The organism is Bacillus cereus group sp. BfR-BA-01492, from assembly GCF_022662815.1.
Lineage (GTDB): Bacteria > Bacillota > Bacilli > Bacillales > Bacillaceae_G > Bacillus_A > Bacillus_A cereus_BD.
The window spans coordinates 367210-390335 of sequence record NZ_JAKUEH010000001.1 but is presented as its reverse complement, the minus strand read 5'-3'; the positions used below and the strand labels follow the sequence as shown (position 1 = coordinate 390335).

The following is a 23126-nucleotide window of genomic DNA, read 5'->3' as shown; positions in this document are numbered from 1 at the left end:
ATGAAAAGATTGCATCTAGCGTAGGGAATTTTTTTGTTGTATAATAATTAAAACGCTTTCATTTTTTTTAAGTTTGTTCACAAAATTGACGAAAACCTATGTGATTCTTATTGCTATGTTATCTTATAATGAAACTAATCATCTATACATGCATACAATATTGTGAAAAAAATAACATAAATAATTCATATAAATGTAAACGTTATCATAGGGAGGGTGAAGACAATGAGTAAATTTTTCTTTAATCATAATCCAGCAATATTAGAGGACGGAAGGCTTGTAGAATATGCTGAAATTATTTACGGAGAAGGTGGCCGTTCGGTATTAGAAAATTTAATGGTGAAAGCATCTATTAGGTTGCGTGATCGTTATCCAGACAAATCTGACGAGCAAATCTCTCACCTTGTCAATCAAGGATTACATGATATGTTTCAGAAATATGTGAAAGAATAAGAGAAGCGAAATGCTTCTCTTATTTTTGTATAAGGAGAGCGATACTAGCTGACAATAAAATGAAATAAAAAATATAAGAGGTGAAAGAGATGAGCAATGGAGTAGGACGTTCAAAAAAGAACCTTCCGACAGATGCAAACCATGTAAATGCAAAAGATCAAGCATACCAAAAGCGTATGATAGAGAAGCAGCAGCAAGAGCATAATGATGGTAGGAAATATAATGGGAAAATATAAGAAAAGCTCCTTCTTACATGAAGGGGCTTTTCTCTAGGAAAGAAAATGGCTCGCTGTGACATAAAAGAGACCGCCATTAATGATTTGCATTGTAATGCGAGGTTCGTATTGCTCCTTTAATGCTTGTTTTTCAATTTCGTAGCTTTCGGGTAGCTCCTCGCTTTCTTCGTAAAAGCGGTTCAGAAGTTCTAAATCATGATTCCAACGAATACGGGCTTCTTTTGCCCACGTATGATCATCGGTTTCAATCATATTTGTTAATGCATCTTCTATGCGTTGTAACCCGCTTTGTGGCTTAATAATTGGTGTAAGTGTAAAGCAAAAATCTGGTATTTTCGGTGTAAAAGAAATCTTTGTTAATGTCTCGTGAAAATTTTTCACCATCGCTCCTGAAATAAGGTGAATGCCGATGGAGTGCAGCATATCTTTTTTTCGATCACATTGGTAACAGACTTTTACGTTCACACCAAGCCATGGGTGGAGGGGAGTATGTGCTGTACCACTCCCTTTTGCATCTTCAAATAAGCGAATATACGATCCAAGTTCTTTTGTTGTTTGAAAAATTTGGTGTAGACGAGGTGAACCATAGTGAATGAGTTCACCTTCTTCTTCAGCATGATTTGGATCTGTAATGAGAGAGAGTTGCATCGGATTTGGTATGCCCCCTGTTTTCTCAAGATAATGCCAATAAAAAGGACGATTCATCAAGCGTTTATCCATTTCAATGGTTAACTGAACATCCAATCGATGTGGGGAACGCTGCAAAATTTCACAATCATTTGCTTTGAAAAAGTTCCATAAGTAATGATGAATTTCATGTTGCTGCATAGTCTTGCACCTCAGCTTCATTGCGCTTTGCAAAATCAATGATAGATGTTAAATTTTCCATTTTAATCCGAATCTCACCTTCGCTTTTTGATTCTGCAAAAATTTCTTCAATATGCGCATCGATATTTTTCATATTGATTTTTGTTAAAATTTCATCGAGCTCACCAATGACACGCTCAAATAAATTGATTTTTTCATATAATAGCTTCAAAATATGTTCTTCAACTGTATGTTTCGTAGCTAAATTGTAAATATGAACATCATTCTTTTGCCCAAGTCGATGAATACGTCCGATGCGCTGTTCCAGTCGCATTGGATTCCATGGTAAGTCGTAGTTAATCATATGATTGCAAAACTGTAAGTTGATCCCCTCGCCACCTGCTTCAGTAGCGATAAGCACTTGTGCGTGCTGCTGGAATAATTCTTTCATCCAATCTTTTTTGCCGCGTTTAAATCCGCCGCGAAATGGGACAGAAGAAATACCATGTTGTTTTAAGAACCATTGCAAGTACATTTGAGAGGCTCTATATTCTGTAAAGATAACGACTTTATCATTAATTTTTTTTATGAGTTCTAATGTTTGATTTGCTTTTGAGTTAAATGAAATATGATTAATTTTCTCCATTAGAACATCAATGTATGGATCTGGTATGTAATTTGCGTTCTCTTTTTTTCTTTTTTCTACATATTTTTTTAATGAATAGTAAACAGCTTCCCGGCTACTACATGCTTCTCGTTTTAAGGTTAAAGAGGAGAAAGCAGAAGAAAAAGCATCTTGTCCTTTCCAATTTTCAATCGCGTGATATAGAGCTTTCTCTTCCTCATTAAAGTTAATAAAAATAGTTTGGACATGTCTTTTCGGCCAATCAATTCCCGTGCTATTTCTTCGATTTCTTACCATTACTTTATTAATGAGTGCTTTTAAGTCTTTATCTGACTCAGGCGAGCGGTTTTTTGAAGCATAATATTCTTCAAAGTTGGACTGATTCCCTAAATGACCTGGTTTTAATAAGGAAACGAGATTAAAGATTTCCTCAATCTTATTTTGCACAGGTGTCGCGGTTAGTAATAAACAAAATTTCTTCTTTAAACGTTGTGCAAATTCATAGTTTTTTGTTTTATTGTTTTTGAGTTTATGTGCTTCATCAATAATGATGAGATCGTATTCTAAATTTAAAATAATATCACGATGCGGAGAGCGCTTCGCTGTATCAATGGATGACACAATAACATCTGCTTGTTCCCATGAGTAACTTTTTCTTTGCGCGACTGCAGGGATAAAAAATTTTGTATTGAGTTCATATGACCATTGAGAAACGAGGGAAGCTGGCACAAGAATAAGTACTTTTTTCACAAGGCCACGTACCATGTATTCTTTTAAAATAAGTCCGGCTTCAATTGTTTTTCCGAGTCCTACTTCATCTGCTAGTATCGCTTTCCCGTTCATTTGTTCAATCACTGTTTGCGCGACTTCTAATTGATGAGGAAGCGGAGTGAAATGCGGTAAATGTTTTGGCGCTTGTAAGCCATCAAATGTAGGAACAAGTAGCGATTGTTCTGTTTTATAGGCTAAATCATATAAATTCCAATTCGTCCATGGACCATCTTCATCGATTCTCTTTAAAAAGTCATTTTGCCATGTTCGATCTACGAAAATATTGACATTCATGAAAACTCTCCCACCTTCTATAAACTGAAACATTTTTTGTTGCACTTTTTACCTTTACATACTAAATTCTATTATTTTGAGGTAAAGATGCGCTTATAAATAATGTGAATGAAAAATTCTAAATTATTTTTTATGCTAGAATATTGATGAAATAGATCGAAAAATGTTAGGATAATGGTGTGAAATGTGTGGAATCTTTCGTATTTTATCCAAGAAAGTACTTTTTTATTTACACTTTCATAAAAAAATATATTGAGATTCCGTATATCCCGTCTTTTCAAAATAAAAAATGTTTAGATAAGGGAAGCCAACTTTTATTGATTTGTCATAGACAGCATAAGGGGGAAGGAACATGATTACATTACAACGTACACCGCTATTTGATGTATATGCGAAGTATGGTGGGAAAACAATCGACTTTGGTGGTTGGGAATTACCAGTTCAATTTTCAAGCATTAAAGAAGAGCATGAAGCTGTTCGTACAGCGGCAGGCCTTTTTGATGTATCCCACATGGGGGAAGTAGAAGTAACGGGTGCAGATAGTTTAGCATTTTTACAACGTGTTGTTACAAATGACGTTTCTACCTTAAAGGTAGGAGGCGCGCAATATACAGCAATGTGCTATGAAAATGGTGGTACTGTAGATGATTTATTAATCTACAAACGTGGTGAAGAAGACTACTTATTAGTAATCAATGCATCGAATATCGAGAAAGATTACGAATGGTTAGCAAGTCATGTCATTGGCGATACGAAAGTAGTCAATGTTTCTAGTGAAATTGCACAACTTGCAATTCAAGGACCAAAAGCAGAAGGCATTTTACAAAAAGTTGTGTCAGAAGATTTGAAAGAAATTAAGTTCTTTAAATTTAAAAATGATGTTCTTGTAGATGGCACTCCAGCACTTGTATCTCGTACAGGGTATACAGGAGAAGATGGATTTGAAATTTACTGTAAGAGTGAAGATGTTATAAAAATTTGGGAGAAACTTCTTGAAGTTGGAGAAGAAGACGGCTTAAAGCCATGTGGCTTAGGAGCTCGTGATACGCTTCGCTTTGAAGCAACGCTTCCGCTTTATGGTCAAGAATTATCAAAAGATATTACACCGATTGAAGCTGGAATTGGCTTTGCTGTCAAAACGAATAAAGAAGCAGATTTCTTTGGAAAAGAAGTATTAAAAGAATATAAAGAAAACGGTGCACCTCGTAAATTAGTCGGCATCGAAGTAATTGAACGTGGTATTCCTCGTACGCATTACCCTGTGTATGTAGGAGAAGAAAAGATTGGGGAAGTAACAAGTGGTACACAATCTCCAACGTTAAAAAAAAGCATCGGTTTGGCATTAATTGATGTGAAATATGCAGCAATTGATACAGAAGTAGAAATTGAAATTCGAAAAAAACGCGTGAAAGCAGTAGTTGTTCCAACACCATTTTATAAACGTTCAAAGTAACCTGGAGAGGGGTAGATTTCATGTTGCATCGTTATCTTCCAATGACAGAAGAAGACAAAAAAGAAATGTTAGAAACAATCGGTGTTCCAACAATTGATGAATTATTTTCTGATATTCCAGAAAGTGTTCGTTTTAAAGGGGATTTAAAAATTAAACAAGCAAAGTCAGAGCCAGAGCTTTTAAAAGAGCTATCTGGACTTGCTTGTAAAAATGCTAACTTAAAAGAATACGCTTCTTTCCTAGGAGCAGGTGTATATGACCATTATGCACCAGTAATTGTGGATCATGTTCTTTCCCGTTCAGAATTTTATACAGCGTATACACCATATCAACCAGAGATTTCACAAGGGGAATTACAGGCGATTTTTGAATTCCAAACAATGATTTGTGAATTGACGGGAATGGATGTAGCAAACTCCTCTATGTATGACGGAGGTACAGCGTTAGCAGAAGCTGCTATGTTAGCAGCTGGCCATACTCGTAAAAAGAAAATTCTTGTTTCTAAAGCAGTTCATCCAGAATCAAGAGCCGTACTAGAAACATATGCAAAAGGGCAACATCTTGAAGTGGTTGAAATTGACCATAAAGATGGTGTAACAAATTTAGAAGGATTACAAAGTGAAATGGATGATACTGTGGCTTGTGTCATCGTTCAATATCCAAACTTCTTCGGACAAATCGAAAAGTTAGCTAATATTGAAAAGATTGTCCATGAGCAAAAATCACTATTTATTGTATCTTCAAACCCACTATCATTAGGGGTATTAACACCGCCAGGAAAATTTGGAGCTGATATTGTAATTGGTGATGCACAGCCATTTGGTATTCCAACACAATTCGGTGGACCGCATTGCGGCTACTTTGCAACAACGAAAGCATTTATGCGTAAAATTCCAGGCCGTCTTGTCGGACAAACTGTAGATACAGAGGGCAAACGCGGTTTTGTATTAACATTGCAAGCTCGCGAACAGCATATCCGCCGTGATAAAGCGACATCTAATATTTGCTCTAACCAAGCGTTAAATGCATTAGCTGCATCAGTGGCAATGACTGCACTTGGAAAACAAGGGGTAAAGGAAATGGCACGTCAAAACATTTCTAAAGCACAATATGCTAAACGTCAATTTGAAGAAAAAGGTTTCACAGTAGTATTTACTGGGCCGTTCTTCAATGAATTTGTTGTGGATTGCAAACGCCCGGTAAAAGAAGTAAACGACGCTTTATTGCAAAAAGGTATAATTGGTGGTTATGATTTAGGCCGCGATGATGAAAAATTAGCAAATCATATGCTTGTAGCAGTAACAGAGCTTCGTACAAAAGCAGAAATTGACACACTTGTAAACGAAATGGGGGCTATCCAATGAAGAATCAAGACCAAGCACTTATTTTTGAAATGAGTAAAGAAGGGCGCGTAGGATATAGCTTACCCCAATTGGATGTAGAGGAAGTAAAATTAGAAGATGTGTTTGAGAGCGATTATATTCGTATAGAAGATGCAGAGCTTCCAGAAGTATCTGAACTGGATATTATGCGTCATTACACAGCGCTTTCAAACCGTAACCACGGCGTTGACTCTGGATTTTATCCGCTTGGATCTTGTACGATGAAATATAATCCAAAAATCAATGAAAACGTGGCACGTTTCCCAGGTTTTGCAAATATTCATCCGCTTCAAGATGAAAAGACCGTACAAGGTGCAATGGAATTAATGTACGATTTACAAGAGCATTTAGTTGAAATTACTGGTATGGATGCTGTAACACTTCAACCAGCAGCTGGTGCACATGGAGAGTGGACAGGATTAATGTTAATTCGCGCATACCATGAAGCAAATGGTGACCATAATCGTACAAAAGTTATTGTCCCAGACTCAGCGCATGGAACAAACCCAGCATCTGCGACAGTAGCGGGCTTTGAAACAATTACCGTAAAATCAAATGAACATGGCCTTGTTGATTTAGAAGATTTAAAACGCGTTGTGAATGAAGAAACAGCGGCACTTATGTTAACAAATCCAAATACACTTGGTTTATTTGAAGAAAACATTTTAGAAATGGCAGAGATTGTTCATAATGCAGGTGGTAAATTGTATTATGATGGAGCTAACTTAAATGCGGTATTAAGTCAAGCGCGTCCGGGAGATATGGGATTTGATGTTGTGCATTTAAACCTTCATAAAACATTTACAGGTCCTCACGGCGGGGGGGGACCAGGTTCTGGTCCAGTAGGTGTAAAAGAAGATTTAATTCCATTTCTACCAAAACCAATATTAGAGAAAACAGAGAATGGATATCACTTCAATTATGATTGTCCGCAAGCAATTGGCCGCGTGAAACCATTCTATGGAAACTTTGGTATTAACGTTCGTGCGTATACGTATATCCGTTCTATGGGGCCAGATGGATTGCGTGCAGTAACGGAAAATGCAGTATTAAATGCAAACTATATGATGAGAAGATTAGCGCCATACTACGATCTTCCATTTGACAGACATTGCAAACATGAATTTGTATTGTCAGGACGTCGTCAAAAGAAACTTGGTGTACGTACACTTGATATCGCAAAACGTTTGCTTGATTTTGGTTACCATCCACCAACAATTTACTTCCCGTTAAATGTGGAAGAGTGTATTATGATTGAGCCAACAGAAACAGAATCAAAAGAAACGTTAGATGGTTTCATTGATAAAATGATTCAAATTGCCAAAGAAGCAGAAGAAAATCCAGAGATTGTACAAGAGGCACCGCATACAACAGTGATTACGCGTTTGGACGAAACGATGGCTGCTCGTAAGCCGGTATTGCGTTATCAAAAACCAACTCCTGTACAAGTTTGATGATATGAAGAGAACTCGCTATATGCGAGTTCTTTTTTTAGAGTAATGATCTGGATTATATAAAAAGAATGTTGAAAATGTATCTTTTTTGTAGCGCGATGTAGTAAAAAGGGCGTTTTTTACATGTTTTTGGTGAAAAAGACAGTTTGATAAAATTGTTTATTTTTGTTAGAATTTTATTGAAATTCATTGAACTTAAACGTACAAATAACTCATTTTTATGTATATGTGAAAAAACGAACAAGGTGGGTGGAATGATGGGCTATAGGTGTTATCGAATGGTATATTATTTAGAAAATGGAGAGATGATTAAAGATATAAAAGAATTTTGTTATCGAGATGATGTGAAAATGCTAGAGCGTGTGGCACATCGTGTGATGGATCATAAGGAAGTAACGGCAATCGATCAACAAGGTACGATCATTTCAATTGCTTGTAATGATATTGTAAAGATTGAATTGGATTATATACAGTAAAGTTAACCTTGAGTCATATTGAATTATTCGTTAAAATATACTGTTGAATGGTGAAGCGAGAAGAGAGGAGTTTATCATGGGTAGTACAAGACACTTTTATATGTTTATTGTGGCGTTTGTGCTTGTTGTAGCGTTAACAATTTATTTAATTGTTGATAGTAGCTGGTATAATGCGGTGCATCCAGCATTTCTAATTTTTATGTATGTTGGAATTGCGGTTGTTAGTTTTGGGATGAGAGATGAAATGTTAGATCGCTTTGAAAAGTGATACATATACAAAAGACCAACAGGAAATTGTTGGTCTTTTTTTCTTGCTAAAAGATAACATTGTGTATATACTGTGTATATGAAGTATATACAGTATATACACAATGGAGGAAAGCATGAATATTATTATTTCAAATTCTTCCCCGGATCCGATTTATGAACAAATTAGTAAGCAATTGCGGCAGCTTATTTTAAATGGGAGACTAAAGGGAGGAGAACAATTACCATCAATTCGTAGTTTAGCAAAAGAATTGCAAATTAGTGTGATTACGACGAAACGTGCCTATGAAGAACTTGAAAAAGAAGGGTATATCGAAACAGTTGCAGGAAAAGGAACTTATGTATCAGAGAAAAATAGTGAGCTGATTCGTGAGCAACGTTTGCGTTTATTGGAGAGTAAAGTGGAGGAAGTTGTAAATGAGAGCAAGCTTCTTCAGCTTTCATTCGAAGAACTAGAGCAGATGATCGCTTGTTTATATAAGGGGGAATAAGAAGATGTTAGAGTTAAAAAATGTATGTAAAAATTATCAAGGCTTTGCAGTGAAAAATATAAGCTTTACATTGCCGCGCGGATATATTATGGGGTTTATCGGACCAAATGGTGCCGGGAAAAGCACAACCATTAAAATGATTATGAATTTAGTTAGAAGAGATGGTGGTGATATAAAAATCTTCGGAAAGGACAATAAAAAAGCTGAAAAAGAGATTAAGCAAAATATAGGTTTTGTATATGATGAAAATCATTATTATGAAGATATAACATGTGAACAAATGAAGCGAATTATCGCACCACTATATAAAAAATGGGATGAAGAAAAATATCAATCCTACATGGAGCGATTACAAGTTCCAAAAAATAAAAAGATTAAGCAGTTATCAAAAGGGATGAAAATGAAGTTTGCGATTGCAATGGCGATATCTCATCATGCAGAGCTGATCATTATGGATGAGCCGACATCTGGATTAGATCCAGTTGTTCGCAGTGAACTACTTGATATGCTCCAAGAAATTGTCATGGAAGAAGAAATATCTGTTCTATTCTCGACACATATTACAACCGATTTAGAGCGTATTGCAGATTACATTACATTTATCAATGACGGTGAAATTGTTTTTACAGGAGAAAAAGATGACATACTAGAAAATTATGTCATCGTAAAAGGAAGCAATGATCTATTAGATCCAGAAGGAAAAGAATATTTCATCGGGTTACGGAAAAATAAATTTGGTTTCGAAGGATTGGCGAAGGATAAACAAGCAGTGAGCGATTGGTTTGGTCAAGAAGTTGTACTCGAAAAGCCAACTTTAGATGATATTGTTGTGTATACGGCGAAGGGGAGCGGTGTTTATGCGTCAACTCATATATAAAGATTTATTCTTTTTTCGAGTAGCTTGGCTAGTTTATATTATTATGCCATTTATATTTTTTGGTTTGAATCCGGACGGGGAAAAAATGTTTCCAGCAAGTTGTTTACTTATAACAGTTACTTCTTCTATGGTATTAATAGGAATCGATGAAAGAAATAAAAGTGACGTAATGTTAAATAGTTTACCAGTGAGTCGGAAGGAAATTGTTATTGCTAGATATATTTCCAGTGCAATATTTGTTATTGGTGGAATGATTGCAACCATGTTAGCTGTTTTTTTTGTAAGAAGTATCGCTGGAATTGGAGATATTGGTATATATCATCCTAGTTTATATATTGAAATTCCATGGTATATAGTAGTAAGAGGCTTATTATTTTCAGTTATTTTTATTGTGACATTACTTCCTAGCTATTATGGAGTTGGGGCAAAAGTAGTACGTGGAATTTGTACAGGAATAACAACCGGGATCGGTATTTTCATCGGGATATTTATGAGTGACAGATGGAATCAAGTATCATCATTCAGTAATTGGATTACGGCTCCGACGCATATTGGAATGATTATTCTAGGAGGAATTGTATTAGCTAGTATATATATCACATCTATGTTTATAACCATTCGAATGTATGAAACGCGTGATATATAGGGAGGAATATGTATGCAACAGTTAATTTTGAAGGATATTTTTTTACAGAGAACGATTTTTCTAATCTGTTTTATTTTTCCTTTTTATGGAATGTTAAAGCAGTCTATTGAACCGCATCAGTTAGCGTCTATTTGTTTTGCTACTTGTCTGCTCATGATTTCATTTTCGATAGTAACTGAAGAGAAAAATAGTACAGAAAAAATATTAGTAAGTTTACCTTGTACGCGGAAGGAAATTGTCATTGCTAAATATATATCGACAGCATTTTTTATTGTGACCGCTTTCATAATTACATTTGTTTTGTTAATAGTACCTGTATTACTATTCAGAGATCATATCAATATTCCGTGGTATGCATTATTTGTAGCGGGTTTCTTTTCTATTCTTTATGCTGCTATGATCCTTCCTATGAAATATAGCGGGAATAAACAAATGGTCACTATTTTGGGGATCATGATCCTTTTTCCTATATTGGGTTTACAAGGATTCATGTGCAATGTATTTGCTGAGGAAAGGCTTATGTTAATGTTTTTTCAATCTTCCAATGTGATGCTAGTCATAAGTATTTTAAGTATAGTGGCATGGATGAGCTATTTCATTTCAATGTTTGTTTCGATTATTATATTTAAACAAAGGGAATTGTAGAGTGTAGTCTGTTTCAAGTGAAAAAGGTGTCTTACTTGCAGACACCTTTTTTCAATAATGACAATAGGAAAGCAGCAGTTTATAAACAAAAACGCTATTCGATGTTTCATTCGGAGTGTGTAATAGAAAGCTGAAAAAAATAATAAGAAAAAGAAATAGAAAAAATAAAAATAGAATATGTTTATGTACGGAATTTTGCATATAATCAGCTCCTTTTTGTGTAGTATGTCCAAAAGAAAAGGAGATATAATAGAGCGACAAAAGCTAACAAGGAAATGACGATATGAAATGGATATGAGTGGTGTCATTGTTGAAATAGTATGTTTGATCCCGCTACTTTAGCGCATTCGATTGTGATAGGAAATCGAATCATAACAATAAAAAAGGACAGTTACTTCTGTTTAGAAGAGCTGTCCTTTTTAAATAATGTGTTCCAAAGTTTAGCGATACTCCAAATGATTATGATAAGGATGGATGCAACAATCGACCACACGATGGATATCACTTCAAGGGCCATGTCTGGGAAAAATGTAAGAATTGCAATCGCTTTATGAAATAACCATTCAATGATATGAAAGCTAATTTGTAGTAAAATGGCGATACTAAGAATGAGTATTGTTCCAATTTGTTTTCCTTTTTCTTTCCACATAACTGTCACCTCACATTAGCCCAATAATTTTAAGCCAACTGCACCGCATATAATGCAGCTTAAAAAGGCAAGGCGGCGCCAATCGGCTGATTCTCGGAAAATGAGGATGCCTAAGAGTGCGCTTCCCGCTGTTCCTATTCCTGTCCAAATCGCATAAGCTGTTCCCATCGGTAAAACGTTCATAGCAAGCGATAAAAAGAAGAAGCTTACGCCAAAGTTGGCGATTAAAATAAGTTTTGGTATCCAGCCTTTCTTTTTCGTAGCTATTTTCATAAACAATACACCAGTAACTTCACAAATACCAGCAAGAATTAAAAATACCCAAGCCATTTTATGCTGCCTCCTTCTCTTTTTTTTCTTCACCTGTTACTTGTTTTAAGCCAATTACGCCAACGAAGATTAAAGCGATAAATAAAATTTTTACAATGGAAACAGGTTCACCGAAGATGAAAATCTCTGTGAGAACGATACCGCCAGCGCCAATTCCGGTAAACACAGCGTAGACGGTTCCAACAGGTAAATCTTTATAAGCTTTAAATAACAGGATAAAACTCATTACAATGATAAGAGCAACACCAATCCATTCTAGTGGTGCCTCCGCATGTTTTAGTCCGATTACCCAAAAAATTTCAATGATACCAGCTAAAATGACATAAATCCAAGCCACATATAATCCTCCTTCCTACCAGTCGTTAGGTAAAGGGCCGAAAAATGACGCATTGCGAAAAGCAATCCGTCATTTTGAAAGACCGCGCCAAAATACGATCCATGAGGCTTTTAAACGGGTCTCAAAGCGATTGAAACCAGCATATAATAGTTCGACCATAAGACCATCCAGTAAGCATAAATAAGCTTCTAAAGCGTCTTTTACTTCAATGTTATGCAATTCACCTTGTTCATTTGCCCGTTTGAACAGCGGGAATAAAATTTCTCTAATGTTTTCAATGTGAGCATTTGCTTTTTCGATAATTTGTTCGCGAAATGCATCAGGCGGAAAATAAGAAGTTCGCAGCCAAAACATGGATTCTTCACTTTCACCGAAACGTTTTGCGTAACCTTTTAGAAGATTTATAAGCAATGTTTCAGTGGGAGATTCTGAAAGTAATTCTATATCATCTGTAAAGCATTGTAAGTCTTTTTGCAAGGCTTCTTCTAAGCAGATGAAATATAGTTCTTCCTTCCCTTTAAAATGTGCATAAATTGATGGTTTTTTAATTCCGACCTCTTGTGCGATATTTGCCAATGAGGTTCCTTCATAGCCGTAGCGTGCGAAATGAGAAAGTGCTACAGCTTTAATACGGTTTGCTGTCATTTTTCATCCCCTACCTACCGTTCGTTAGTTTGATTGTATAAGAGAATCGTTTGAAAGTCAATGCGCTGAATGAGAAAAAGAGTACTCATTTCAGTACTCTTTATACCGTTTTTCGTTCGATTAAATGGAATGGAAGTTCTTCCGCGTATCCTGTAATTTGTTCAGCTTGTATTTGCTTATGAAATAAAGAAAAAGCACAGGCACCCATTGTGAGCCCAGGATGCTCAATTGTTGTGATTTCAAGTGCTTTTGAAATTTCATGATTATCGAAGCCAAGAACAGCTAAGTCCTCTGGAATATGCAATCCCTGTTTCTTTGCTTCTGTTACTAAACCGGCAGCGACTTGATCATTAGCAGCAAAAATAGCGGTAGGGCGCTCTTTCATATTTAAAATGCGATGTAAGACTTTCGCACCATCTTGCATCGTGTAACATTGATAAAACATCCAGTCAGGTTGCACTCTTCTTTGAGCAGTTTGAAGAACATCAGCAAAAGCTTTTTCGCGCTGTAAGGTACTTACACTTTTTCGTCTTGCTAGGCAGACACCGATCCGTGTATGTCCTTTATTTAGTAAATAGTTTGTACCGATGCGAAAGCCTTCATAATGATCCACATAGACAGAGGAAATAAGAGGATGTGTTAGTTTTTCACATGAGACGATAGGTGCAAATTTGGAATAAGGTTCGATTTGCTCCCAAGAATTTGTTCGGGAACATATAATCATGCCATCAAATTGTTTCATTTTCATCATTTCAAGGACGCGCATTTCTTCGATACTATCATAATTTGTTTGACATAAATTGATATGATATCCGGCAGATAAAGCTTCATTTCCAATTCCTTCAATAATGGTACTGAAGTAGGGGAGGTTAATAAAAGGAAGCATGACACCAACTGTAAATGTTTTTCCTTTTATTAGATGAATGGCGTTTATATTCTTTGCATAATTTAATTGTTCTACAGCATGCAATACACGTTCACGCTTTTCTTGACTCACATAAGGATGGTCATTTAATACACGAGAAACTGTTGTTATAGATACACCAGCAGTTTGGGCAATTTGTTTTATATTTACCATGAGTATCACCTCTATCTGTATTATAAAGGGAAATAGGTAAAAATGGAAAAATAGTGAAAAAGACTTGACCTGAAAAGCTTTTCACAAATTATGGTATAAGTAAGGATTTCTGTTATTCGCGTAACCTTTTGATTTGGGGCGTGAGAATAACAGGGAGCCTTTTTTTGTTTCAAAATTTGATGTCAAAATGTGTGAGAATAAAGAGGAAAGTTTTCAAAGGGTCCCTAGAACGAAAGACGAATATGAACAATAATGAACGTTGTATTCGTTAAGAAATCGATAGGAAAGGGCTGAAACAGGTTGAAAAAAGAACTCGTTTGCTTCATGATTTCTAGTGTATTCGTTAGTGCATGTGCATTTCAGCAAACGGTAAAGGAAGATAAACAATTTGTGGAGACGACAGGTGGGGTGGCAGACAGAGTGTTTGGTCCCATGTTAGTAAAGGATATTCCAAACTATTTTCCAGTATCATTTAAAGTTCCGACTTTTTTACCATACGACATAATGGATGATGCTAAAGGAGAAGTGAGGAAGATTGGAAAGGAAAAAGCGGTCTTAACGATTAAATATAAGCAACAAGAGCAGGGAAGAAAGGACTATATAGAGTTAACAGTCGCTAACTTTTCTTATAGCTTCCCGTATATTGTAGAACAAAATCGATTTCAAGAACAAATACGATTAAATAATGGAGTGACGGCTTATTTTAAAAATAAAGATGAAGGGGAAAGCGGAGAGGAATTTGCAACGCTTATTTGGAAAGAAAAAGAGCTTGAATATCAACTATTATATCGAAATGCATTCGTGCAGCAAGAAAGTGAAGTAATTAAGCGGAACTTACTATATGCTGCTAATAATATGAAAAAACTAGCTGAACATTTCAGCTAGTTTTTTTCATATTATTTCTTTTTAATTTTGCCTGTCCATGTTTTAAATCCACCTTGCAATTGGTAGAAATCTTTGTAGCCTTTCTTTTTCAAGAATTGAGCTGCACGGCCTGTACGGAATCCACTTTGGCAATACAAATAAATCGGTTGATCTTTACGAAGTTCTTTGTAGCGAAGACGAATTTGTGATAGTGGAATGTTACGTGCACCTAAAATATGTCCAGCGTTATATTCATCCGCTTCACGAATATCGATAAGCTGTGCTTTACGGTATCCAGTGCGAAATTCTTCTTCTGAAAGTGTTTGAATTAATTTTTTTTGATAGAAATACATCCATACAGAGTAGCCGACAAATGCTAGAATGATGGCTAATATAATCATTAAGTTTGTTGTCACGATTCTATCGCTCCCTTTTTTCTTATCCTACTTTCAATATTATAATGTCCATGTGTATTTATGCAACAGATACATTGGTTATAAGAAGAATTTTCGTATTCTTTCACAATTTTTGCCGAATTTGGTAGACTAGAAGATGTGAAAAATAATTGGTTATATGAGGTGCAGGATGGGAAAAGAAAAATGGTGTTATATTAACTCTGGTCAATGTTCACCGGCATTTAATATGGCGTTAGATGAATGTTTATTAAATTGGCAAAGTGAAAAGAAAATGCCGCCGACGATTCGTTTTTATGAGTGGGAAATTCCAACGTTAACGGTAGGATACTTCCAACGTGTGGAAAAGGATATTAATATGGATGTAGTAAAAGAAAAAAAATACGGCTTTGTGCGCCGTCAAACAGGCGGCAGAGGTGTATTGCATGATAAAGAATTAACGTATAGTGTCATTGTATCTGAAGATCATCCCGAGATGCCAAAAACAGTGACGGAAGCGTACCGAGTTATTTCACAAGGGCTATTAGAGGGATTTAAAGCACTTGGATTAGATGCATACTATGCGGTTCCAAAAACAGAAGCAGATCGTGAGAATTTAAAAAATCCACGCTCAGGAGTCTGTTTTGATGCGCCATCTTGGTATGAGATTGTTGTGGAAGGTAGAAAGATTGCGGGCAGTGCTCAAACACGTCAAAAAGGTGTGATTTTACAGCATGGGTCGATTCCGTTAGAAATTGATTTAGATGAGCTGTACGATCTATTTTTATTTCCAAACGAGCGCATTAAAGAGCGCATGAAGAGTATGTTTTCTTCTAAAGCGGTTGCAATTAATGAATTGACAGATCGAACATTTACAATTGAACAATTAATTGAAGCTTTTCACACTGGATTTGAAAAAGGTTTAAACATAGAATTGCTACCATATACATTAACAGCAGAACAGCTCCATGAAGTAGAAACATTAGCGAAAGAAAAGTATGAAAGTGATGAATGGAATTATAAAAAATAAGGATATGGCTATGGCCATATCCTTATTTTTTTATAATAAATTAAGTACTTTCTCTACTTTGATTCCTTTTTCTTGTAAAGAGCGAAGACGATTTACAACGTCCATAATTTCTTTGTCAAATGTAACACTAATACCTTGATTTGTAAGCTCTTCTTTCAAACTTTCAACAGAATCATCTATGTCAATACCAAGTTCATAATCTTGGCAAACTTCGACTGCCTTTTTTACAAGTTTCACATAATGTTCTTGTAGTTTAGAATTTGTTTCAGTTAAAACAGGTTGTTTCGGTTTTGTAGGTGTAACGGGAACTGTTTCTTGTTTTGTAACCGGAGTAAGCTCTTCTGTTTTTACCGGCTTTGGAGCAGCTGGTTTTGCAACTGTTTCTACATGTACTGGCTTCGGTGTTGGTACCGGAGTAGGTCTTTTTGTTTCGACAGGAGCTTCTACGCCTGCACTAGGCTTTGGAGTAACTGTAATTGCTTTTGGCATTGGAATCGCTACTTCCTCTTTTTGAGGCGTAGTTTCTTCAGCCGTTGCCTGTGCTGTTGCTTCTTTGTTCTCCTTCGCCCACATTACGCGTTCAATTTGCAAGGAAACATTATTTTTATTCATCGCTGTCAGTGTAACTTTACCAACTTCAGCGTTTCCTGAGAAATCAACAATTTTATAAATTACACTTTTGTTCCAATCTACTTTCCCGCTCAAGAATAATTCTTCGTTACATTTTGGCGTTAAGCCCTCGATTTTAATTTCTGCATTTACACCGTTTTCACTATATACCATAATTAGCGAAGCACTTACATCTTCGTCTGCTAACATTAATTCACGTACCATTTTGCCGGTGCGTACTTGCGTTTTCTTCTTAAGTGACATCAAATTTCTCCTCTCAAAAATGAAGTAATAATAAAAAAATCATATAACGAAAAATAATTGCTCACGAAGAAATATGATACCGATAATAAAAGCATCACGTCAACAATTTACGTTAATTATTTTGCATTTTTCTTGTTTCTTTATGAAATTTTTTAATTTGTAAAATTAGACAGAAGAAAAAACAGCCTGCTTATAAGATGGTTTTAAAAGTTTTCTTTTTTATATAGTTTGGCTTGTTTCATCTCTTGTCACGGCATTCTTTCTGGTGTATCATTTTATTGATTGCTTCGTACGGAATAAGCAAAATGAATGTGGATGGAGGAAACCGATGCCTACTCCTAGTATGGAAGATTATATTGAACAAATTTATTTGTTGATTGATGAAAAGGGTTATGCCCGTGTATCTGATATTGCTGAAGCGCTTAGTGTACATCCATCTTCTGTAACAAAAATGGTACAAAAATTAGACAAAGATGAATACCTAATTTATGAAAAATATAGAGGACTAGTATTAACAGCAAAAGGTAAAAAAATTGGAGAGCGTCTTGTATATCGCCATGAATTATTGGAGCAATTTATGCGTATTATCGGTGTGGATGAAAGCAAGATTTATAATGATGTGGAAGGAATTGAGCATCATTTAAGTTGGGAAGCGATTGACCGCATTGGGGATTTAGTACAATATTTTGAGGAAGATGATCTTCGAGTTGACACGCTTCGAGCTGTTCAAAAAGCAAATGGAGAACAAAGTAAGTAAAGGGAACGAATGCGTTTCCTTTTTTGTTTAGAAGAAATGAAGCAAAAAGAAAACCGTATTTCCTAGAAGGAAGCACGGTCTTTCTTTTTATTTTTTTTACCTTCAATGACTGTTAAATGAGATTGCTTTCGTTTTCGTTTTAATAAGGGAGAATTTCCTTTCTTTCCTTTATCGTCTGTGTTATTTCGTTTTAAAAAAGAATTGCTTAGGGGTGCTACATTTTGCTTTCCGTATTTGCGGTTCGATTGTTTCGCAGCACGCTTGTAAGAGTTATGCGAATGAGCGGAACCACTAGAATTTGTGAACATTTTGTACAGCAAGTAAAAGATACCAAGAACAAGCAACATAAGGCCGATGTTTTGCAGCATCCCCATTGGATTTGTAATTGCTGAGGAAACAAGACCGAATATTGCTAATCCAATAATAATGCCAACAAAAGCGAACATAAACGTACGACCGTTCATAAGGAACACCTCCTAAAAACATGTATTAAAATTAGTATATTAGCGATGAGGAAAGGAGTTGAACATCATTTTTTTATCATGATTGTTGTTTATTTTCTAACCGTAATAATTCGTGAAATGATGCGATTGCAACTTCAACTTGATCATCAGTAGGTTCCTTTGTTGTTAAAAGTTGAAGCCATAACCCGGGATATCCTAATACGCGTAAAATAGGAATATCACGTAATCGGTTGGTGAACTGTAAGACTTCAAAAGAAATTCCAAGAACGATTGGAATTAATAAAATACGATTTCCAACTCGGACCCAAAGAGGATCTGTTGGAACAAGAAAGTAGACAAACATTCCGATAATTACGGTAAAGATAATAAAGCTACTACCGCATCGATAATGAAGACGAGTTTGCTTTTGAACATTTTGTACAGTTAACGGAAGGTTATTCTCATATGCATGAATCACTTTATGTTCCGCACCATGATATTGAAATACTCTCTTAATAAGTGGAGTTAAGGAAACAAAGTAGATATAGCTTAGCAATAATACAAGCTTAATCATACTTTCAATGATAATTTGCCCAGTATGAGACGGGAAAATAGGTCGCGTTAATTCTGCTAATAGTGCAGGAAGTGCTGTGAAAATCACTTTTCCAAATATGAACGATAACACTCCGACAGCTGCTACTCCTAATATCATCGTTAATTTTGATTGTTCTTCTTTTTTATTTGCAAGTTGTTGATCATCCTCTGGATGAACATCGAATCGCTCTGAGGCAAAGTTTAAATGCTTTGCTCCGTTAGCACTTGCATCAATAATAGCGGCAATGCCTCGTAAAAATGGGATTTTTTTAAGCGCAGATGATATTTTATTACGAACGCGTGGCAATCGATAAAATTCGATTGTTTTGTCTTTACGACGAACCGCTGTAACAGTATATTCTCTACCACCAAACATAACTCCTTCTATGACCGCTTGCCCGCCATATATTTGTTTTGACTGTTCTGACATGTTTAACACCAACCTGTATCTGTTTCTCTCTTGTGTAGAAAAGAGGCAATTGTCATACTTGGTTCTGTCAAGGCATATTTGACAATTACCGAGTTTCCTTTATTTTATCGACAAATACAAGCAGATGACAAGGAAAAATGTTACGAAGGTAAGACATTTCTTATTCTTTTTATAGACAAATTTCGCATGATTTAAACATGCTTCAAACTACTTTCGGACATACTAGTAAGCGGAGGTGTTTAATGTGAAACAGGAACAAACTGGAATAAACAATTTTGTGCAAATTGGTTTATTTGGTGGTGTTTTTTGGGGGAGTATATGGTATTTTCTTCATATTTTCTCTTTTACAGAGGTTGGAACAAATTATTTACTTTTGCCATTTGCGCTTGGGGATTGGAAAGAAGGTGTTTGGGGAAATATAGCAGGCATTATCTGTATTGGACTTTTTTCTATTGTAGTAGCATTTCTTTATAAGACTTTTTTTAAAAGGTTTGAGGGGGTACTTCCCGGTCTCTTGTATGGTTTGTTTTGGTGGAGTCTTTTATTTTTAGGACTAGGTTCAATTGCACCAGTTATTAAAAATGCAATGCATTTACCGAAAGAAACCGTTACAACTACAATTTGCATTTTTATTTTGTATGGTGTATTCATCGCCTATTCTGTTTCATTTGAGGCGAATAATGTAAATCAAGGAGAAGGTGCAGAGAAGACAAACTATTCAAACAAGTGACTCCTATGTTAGAATATGAAATATATATTCTTTATATTAAGGAGTTTTAAAAAGATGAAGAAAGTACTCCTCATAAACGGTCCTAATTTAAATCGTCTCGGTGTTCGAGAGGTAAATGTGTATGGGAAAGGAACGTTAGAGACACTTGAAACAGATATGAAACAAGAAGCTGAAAAATTGGGAGTAGGATTAGAATGTTTTCAATCGAATCATGAAGGTGCTCTTATTGATATCATTCATGAAGCGGATGGCATATACGAAGGAATCATTCTAAATCCAGGAGCATTTACGCATTATAGCTATGCGATTCGAGATGCTATTGCAAGCATTTCAATTCCAGTTATTGAAGTACATATTTCTAACATTCATCAGCGTGAATCATTTCGTCATGAATCGGTGACAGCAGCAGTTTGCGCAGGTCAGATTGTTGGATTTGGTTTTTATGGCTATAAGCTAGCGTTATTTGCATTGTTGGAGAAACTGAGGGAGGCATAAATCAATGGAAAAGATCACGAAATTAAGAAGTGCGTTTGATGAAGCTGGTATTGATGGGATTTTATTAACGAATGAATATAGCCGTAGATATATGACTGGTTTTACAGGAACAGCAGGTGTCGCATTGATTTCGAAAGAGCGTGCTCTATTCATTACAGATTTCCGTTATGTAGAGCAAGCTAGTAAACAAGCTGTTGGCTATGAAATTATACAGCATACAGGTCCGATTCTTGATGAAGTGGCGAAGCAAGTGAACAACTTAGGAATTCAAAAACTTGGTTTTGAGCAAGATACTCTCACATATAGTTCTTATACAGCACATAAAGAAGCAGTTGCAGCAGAATTTATCCCGACTTCCGGGCTTGTAGAAAAGTTACGCTTGATTAAGACGGATTCAGAGATTAAGATATTAAAGGAAGCTGCACAGATTGCAGATGCTGCCTTTGAACATATTCTATCATTCATTCGCCCAGGAGTATCTGAAATTGAAGTGTCAAATGAACTTGAATTTTTCATGAGAAAACAAGGAGCAACATCTTCTTCGTTTGATATTATCGTTGCTTCGGGACTACGTTCAGCATTGCCGCACGGTGTGGCATCTGAAAAAGTGATAGAAACAGGAGATTTCGTAACGTTAGATTTCGGCGCCTATTATAAAGGATATTGCTCTGATATTACTCGTACGATTGCAGTCGGTGAACCGTCAGATAAATTAAAAGAAATTTATCATGTTGTTTTAGAAGCACAACTTCGTGGTGTAAATGGCATGAAAGCTGGTTTAACGGGTCGTGAAGCCGATGCATTAACACGTGACTACATAGCGGAAAAAGGATACGGTGAATATTTTGGCCATTCGACAGGTCATGGCCTTGGTCTTGAAGTTCATGAAGCACCAGGATTAGCATACCGCTCTGAAACAGTACTTGAGCCAGGGATGGTTGTGACAGTAGAACCGGGTATTTATATTCCAGGTGTTGGTGGTGTACGTATTGAAGATGATATCATTGTAACGAGTGAAGGTAATGAAGTAATTACAAAATCTCCAAAAGAACTTATTATTTTGTAACATACAGGAGGATTTTTTGCATGATTTCAGTAAACGATTTTCGTACAGGTTTAACAATTACGGTGGATAACGACCTTTGGCAGGTTATTGAATTCCAACACGTAAAACCAGGTAAAGGTGCGGCGTTTGTTCGTTCTAAATTACGTAACTTACGTACAGGAGCTATTCAAGAGAAAACATTCCGCGCAGGTGAGAAAGTAGAGAAAGCACATATCGAAAACCGTCGTATGCAATATTTATACGCGAGCGGTGAGGCTCACGTATTTATGGATAATGGAACGTATGAACAAATCGAACTTAGTGAAGCTCAAATCGAGCGCGAACTAAAATTCTTGAAAGAAAACATGGAAGTGTCAATTATGACATATCAAGGTGAAGTGCTTGGTGTGGAACTTCCAAACACTGTTGAGTTAAAAGTTGTTGAAACAGAGCCAGGTATTAAAGGTGATACAGCTTCTAACGTAACAAAACCAGCTACATTAGAAACTGGTCTTGTTGTACAAGTACCAATCTTCATTAATGAAGGTGAAATGCTTGTTATTAATACAGGTGAAGGCAAATACGTTTCTCGTGCATAGTAGAAAAGTACTCGTGATCATCACGAGTGCTTTTTTATAGGAAATAGGGCAGATAGTAAATAGCAGTTATAACAAAACTTATGAAGACAAGTAAAAGGGTGCCTATAATATACGGGGTCACAACAATTTGAAATGGTCGTATTTTACCGGTTTCAACGCCAGCTAATGTTTTATTTATTGCGTGATCTGTCATGTTATTTCTATGGTTACTCATAATAATGAGCCATGTAATTGCAAATATTGTTAAAGTACCAAGGAAAAAGGTATCCATAAATGACCAACCGATCCATTTTGAAAAAAGATAAATAAGGACTAATTCTACTACAATGGTTAAACTAATTTTTAATCCTCTCATATTTTTCCTCCTCATTTTGTAGGTCTAGCCAATTTAGAAATTTCTCACGTGATACGACGTGCAGTACACAAGAAGATTTTACTTCTTTCTCTAAAGCAGAGTGCTCATCGGGGAATCTATCTTCCACATGCAATGAAATGTAAGGTAATTTCTCTTGTGCTTTTAAAGAACGAGTATTCGTCTTTTTAGCACCAGCGAATACATATGTAAGTTGTAAGTCTAAAAAAGCGATTTTAAAGATTTCTTTTTTAGCAGCCTCATTATATCCTTTTCCCCAGTAAGGATAGCCAAACCAACTACCAATGTGAGATTGTTTCTTTTCATAATTAATATGCTTAAGCGTGGTGAGGCCGATTATTTCATTCTCTTCATTTACAATCATTCTCGATAAAGATTTCTTTTGGCGTTCTTCTTCTATTGCGAAAAGAAGGAACGCCTTCGTGTCTTCGATTTTCTCTACCTTTATTCCTAATGCATTTTTTACCTGTGCATCACTTGATAATGTGAAAATAATTTCTGCATATTGTAAATCCAGTGGTAATAATGTTACGTGTTTCATTGCCTGCCTCCTTTCTGATAGTAAGTATAACACGAAATGATTGA

The 23126-nt window shown here is 35.8% G+C and carries 31 protein-coding genes; 18 read left to right on the top strand and 13 right to left on the bottom strand.

The window, feature by feature from the left end:
- The first annotated feature begins 225 nt into the window (after positions 1-225).
- On the top strand, positions 226-453 hold the full coding sequence (locus MR063_RS02130; RefSeq protein WP_242143770.1) for a hypothetical protein: 228 nt from the start codon (positions 226-228) through the stop codon (positions 451-453).
- 89 nt (positions 454-542) lie between these two features.
- Positions 543-689: a hypothetical protein gene (locus MR063_RS02125; protein ID WP_242193150.1), complete on the top strand. Its 147-nt coding sequence runs from the start codon at positions 543-545 to the stop codon at positions 687-689.
- A gap of 33 nt (positions 690-722) precedes the next feature.
- Here the strand turns inward: MR063_RS02125 and MR063_RS02120 are convergent, their stop codons facing one another.
- Positions 723-1517 carry a YqhG family protein gene (locus MR063_RS02120; protein WP_242193148.1) on the bottom strand — a complete coding sequence of 265 codons (795 nt, stop codon included), beginning with the start codon at positions 1515-1517 and terminating at the stop codon, positions 723-725.
- Positions 1504-3186: a DEAD/DEAH box helicase gene (locus MR063_RS02115; RefSeq protein WP_242193147.1), complete on the bottom strand. Its 1683-nt coding sequence runs from the start codon at positions 3184-3186 to the stop codon at positions 1504-1506. The genes MR063_RS02120 and MR063_RS02115 overlap by 14 nt, the downstream gene beginning before the upstream one ends.
- Before the next feature lie 352 nt (positions 3187-3538).
- On the opposite strand from MR063_RS02115, the gene gcvT reads away from it, so the two are divergent.
- From gcvT to MR063_RS02070, 9 genes are all read left to right on the top strand, one after another.
- A complete protein-coding gene (gene gcvT, locus MR063_RS02110) occupies positions 3539-4639 on the top strand; it encodes a glycine cleavage system aminomethyltransferase GcvT (protein ID WP_242143767.1) in 1101 nt (366 codons plus the stop codon).
- A 20-nt stretch (positions 4640-4659) separates the two neighbouring features.
- Entirely contained in the window at positions 4660-6003 is a 1344-nt protein-coding gene (gene gcvPA, locus MR063_RS02105) for an aminomethyl-transferring glycine dehydrogenase subunit GcvPA (protein WP_242193145.1), read from the top strand.
- On the top strand, positions 6000-7475 hold the full coding sequence (gene gcvPB / locus MR063_RS02100; RefSeq protein WP_242193144.1) for an aminomethyl-transferring glycine dehydrogenase subunit 2: 1476 nt from the start codon (positions 6000-6002) through the stop codon (positions 7473-7475). The genes gcvPA and gcvPB overlap by 4 nt, the downstream gene beginning before the upstream one ends.
- A gap of 257 nt (positions 7476-7732) precedes the next feature.
- Positions 7733-7951, top strand: a complete 219-nt coding sequence (locus MR063_RS02095) for a DUF3929 family protein (RefSeq protein WP_242143764.1) — start codon at positions 7733-7735, stop codon at positions 7949-7951.
- A gap of 76 nt (positions 7952-8027) precedes the next feature.
- A complete protein-coding gene (locus MR063_RS02090) occupies positions 8028-8219 on the top strand; it encodes a hypothetical protein (protein ID WP_242143763.1) in 192 nt (63 codons plus the stop codon).
- A 115-nt stretch (positions 8220-8334) separates the two neighbouring features.
- Positions 8335-8709, top strand: a complete 375-nt coding sequence (locus tag MR063_RS02085) for a GntR family transcriptional regulator (RefSeq protein ID WP_242193142.1) — start codon at positions 8335-8337, stop codon at positions 8707-8709.
- 4 nt (positions 8710-8713) lie between these two features.
- On the top strand, positions 8714-9586 hold the full coding sequence (locus MR063_RS02080) for an ABC transporter ATP-binding protein (RefSeq protein WP_242193141.1): 873 nt from the start codon (positions 8714-8716) through the stop codon (positions 9584-9586).
- The gene (locus tag MR063_RS02075) at positions 9567-10232 is read left to right on the top strand and encodes an ABC-2 transporter permease (RefSeq protein WP_242193140.1); all 666 of its coding nucleotides are present in this window, start codon (positions 9567-9569) and stop codon (positions 10230-10232) included. The genes MR063_RS02080 and MR063_RS02075 overlap by 20 nt, the downstream gene beginning before the upstream one ends.
- A 12-nt stretch (positions 10233-10244) precedes the next feature.
- Positions 10245-10877: an ABC-2 transporter permease gene (locus MR063_RS02070; RefSeq protein ID WP_242193139.1), complete on the top strand. Its 633-nt coding sequence runs from the start codon at positions 10245-10247 to the stop codon at positions 10875-10877.
- A 391-nt stretch (positions 10878-11268) separates the two neighbouring features.
- Here the strand turns inward: MR063_RS02070 and MR063_RS02065 are convergent, their stop codons facing one another.
- The 5 genes from MR063_RS02065 to MR063_RS02045 form a co-directional block, all read right to left on the bottom strand.
- A complete protein-coding gene (locus MR063_RS02065) occupies positions 11269-11526 on the bottom strand; it encodes a DUF3975 family protein (RefSeq protein ID WP_242193138.1) in 258 nt (85 codons plus the stop codon).
- Positions 11527-11541: 15 nt separating this feature from the next.
- Positions 11542-11856: a DMT family transporter gene (locus MR063_RS02060; protein ID WP_242193137.1), complete on the bottom strand. Its 315-nt coding sequence runs from the start codon at positions 11854-11856 to the stop codon at positions 11542-11544.
- Position 11857: 1 nt separating this feature from the next.
- Positions 11858-12193 carry a DMT family transporter gene (locus MR063_RS02055; RefSeq protein ID WP_242193136.1) on the bottom strand — a complete coding sequence of 112 codons (336 nt, stop codon included), beginning with the start codon at positions 12191-12193 and terminating at the stop codon, positions 11858-11860.
- 69 nt (positions 12194-12262) lie between these two features.
- Positions 12263-12838 carry a TetR/AcrR family transcriptional regulator gene (locus tag MR063_RS02050; protein ID WP_242143755.1) on the bottom strand — a complete coding sequence of 192 codons (576 nt, stop codon included), beginning with the start codon at positions 12836-12838 and terminating at the stop codon, positions 12263-12265.
- A 100-nt stretch (positions 12839-12938) separates the two neighbouring features.
- Positions 12939-13916, bottom strand: coding sequence for a LacI family DNA-binding transcriptional regulator (locus MR063_RS02045; RefSeq protein WP_242193135.1), 978 nt, complete (start codon positions 13914-13916; stop codon positions 12939-12941).
- 324 nt (positions 13917-14240) lie between these two features.
- Between MR063_RS02045 and MR063_RS02040 the strand changes: the two genes are divergently transcribed.
- The gene (locus MR063_RS02040; protein ID WP_242193337.1) at positions 14241-14801 is read left to right on the top strand and encodes a DNA polymerase III subunit delta; all 561 of its coding nucleotides are present in this window, start codon (positions 14241-14243) and stop codon (positions 14799-14801) included.
- An 11-nt stretch (positions 14802-14812) separates the two neighbouring features.
- Here the strand turns inward: MR063_RS02040 and MR063_RS02035 are convergent, their stop codons facing one another.
- Positions 14813-15196, bottom strand: a complete 384-nt coding sequence (locus MR063_RS02035) for a rhodanese-like domain-containing protein (protein WP_242143753.1) — start codon at positions 15194-15196, stop codon at positions 14813-14815.
- Between the two features lie 169 nt (positions 15197-15365).
- Between MR063_RS02035 and MR063_RS02030 the strand changes: the two genes are divergently transcribed.
- The gene (locus MR063_RS02030; protein WP_242193133.1) at positions 15366-16202 is read left to right on the top strand and encodes a lipoate--protein ligase family protein; all 837 of its coding nucleotides are present in this window, start codon (positions 15366-15368) and stop codon (positions 16200-16202) included.
- 30 nt (positions 16203-16232) lie between these two features.
- Here the strand turns inward: MR063_RS02030 and MR063_RS02025 are convergent, their stop codons facing one another.
- Positions 16233-17075, bottom strand: coding sequence for a hypothetical protein (locus MR063_RS02025; protein ID WP_242193131.1), 843 nt, complete (start codon positions 17073-17075; stop codon positions 16233-16235).
- Positions 17076-17403: 328 nt separating this feature from the next.
- Between MR063_RS02025 and mntR the strand changes: the two genes are divergently transcribed.
- Complete coding sequence (gene mntR, locus MR063_RS02020; RefSeq protein ID WP_242143750.1) at positions 17404-17832, top strand: transcriptional regulator MntR; 429 nt, start codon at positions 17404-17406, stop codon at positions 17830-17832.
- Between the two features lie 62 nt (positions 17833-17894).
- On the opposite strand, the gene MR063_RS02015 is transcribed toward mntR, so the two are convergent.
- Positions 17895-18296, bottom strand: a complete 402-nt coding sequence (locus tag MR063_RS02015) for an SA1362 family protein (RefSeq protein ID WP_242193130.1) — start codon at positions 18294-18296, stop codon at positions 17895-17897.
- A gap of 76 nt (positions 18297-18372) precedes the next feature.
- The gene (locus tag MR063_RS02010; protein ID WP_242193128.1) at positions 18373-19299 is read right to left on the bottom strand and encodes a DUF1385 domain-containing protein; all 927 of its coding nucleotides are present in this window, start codon (positions 19297-19299) and stop codon (positions 18373-18375) included.
- Positions 19300-19543: 244 nt separating this feature from the next.
- On the opposite strand from MR063_RS02010, the gene MR063_RS02005 reads away from it, so the two are divergent.
- From MR063_RS02005 to efp, 4 genes are read left to right on the top strand one after another with little or no spacing between them, the layout of a single operon-like run.
- Complete coding sequence (locus tag MR063_RS02005) at positions 19544-20029, top strand: YqhR family membrane protein (RefSeq protein ID WP_242193126.1); 486 nt, start codon at positions 19544-19546, stop codon at positions 20027-20029.
- A 54-nt stretch (positions 20030-20083) separates the two neighbouring features.
- Complete coding sequence (aroQ, locus tag MR063_RS02000; RefSeq protein ID WP_242193124.1) at positions 20084-20524, top strand: type II 3-dehydroquinate dehydratase; 441 nt, start codon at positions 20084-20086, stop codon at positions 20522-20524.
- A gap of 4 nt (positions 20525-20528) precedes the next feature.
- Entirely contained in the window at positions 20529-21590 is a 1062-nt protein-coding gene (gene pepQ / locus MR063_RS01995; protein WP_242193122.1) for a Xaa-Pro dipeptidase, read from the top strand.
- 20 nt (positions 21591-21610) lie between these two features.
- Positions 21611-22168 carry an elongation factor P gene (efp, locus tag MR063_RS01990; RefSeq protein WP_242143744.1) on the top strand — a complete coding sequence of 186 codons (558 nt, stop codon included), beginning with the start codon at positions 21611-21613 and terminating at the stop codon, positions 22166-22168.
- A 34-nt stretch (positions 22169-22202) separates the two neighbouring features.
- Here the strand turns inward: efp and MR063_RS01985 are convergent, their stop codons facing one another.
- Together MR063_RS01985 and MR063_RS01980 are read right to left on the bottom strand one after the other, a co-directional pair.
- Entirely contained in the window at positions 22203-22523 is a 321-nt protein-coding gene (locus MR063_RS01985; protein ID WP_242193120.1) for a hypothetical protein, read from the bottom strand.
- Positions 22504-23082, bottom strand: coding sequence for a GNAT family N-acetyltransferase (locus MR063_RS01980; protein WP_242193119.1), 579 nt, complete (start codon positions 23080-23082; stop codon positions 22504-22506). Before MR063_RS01980 ends, MR063_RS01985 begins: the two co-directional genes overlap by 20 nt.
- Positions 23083-23126: the final 44 nt, after the last annotated feature.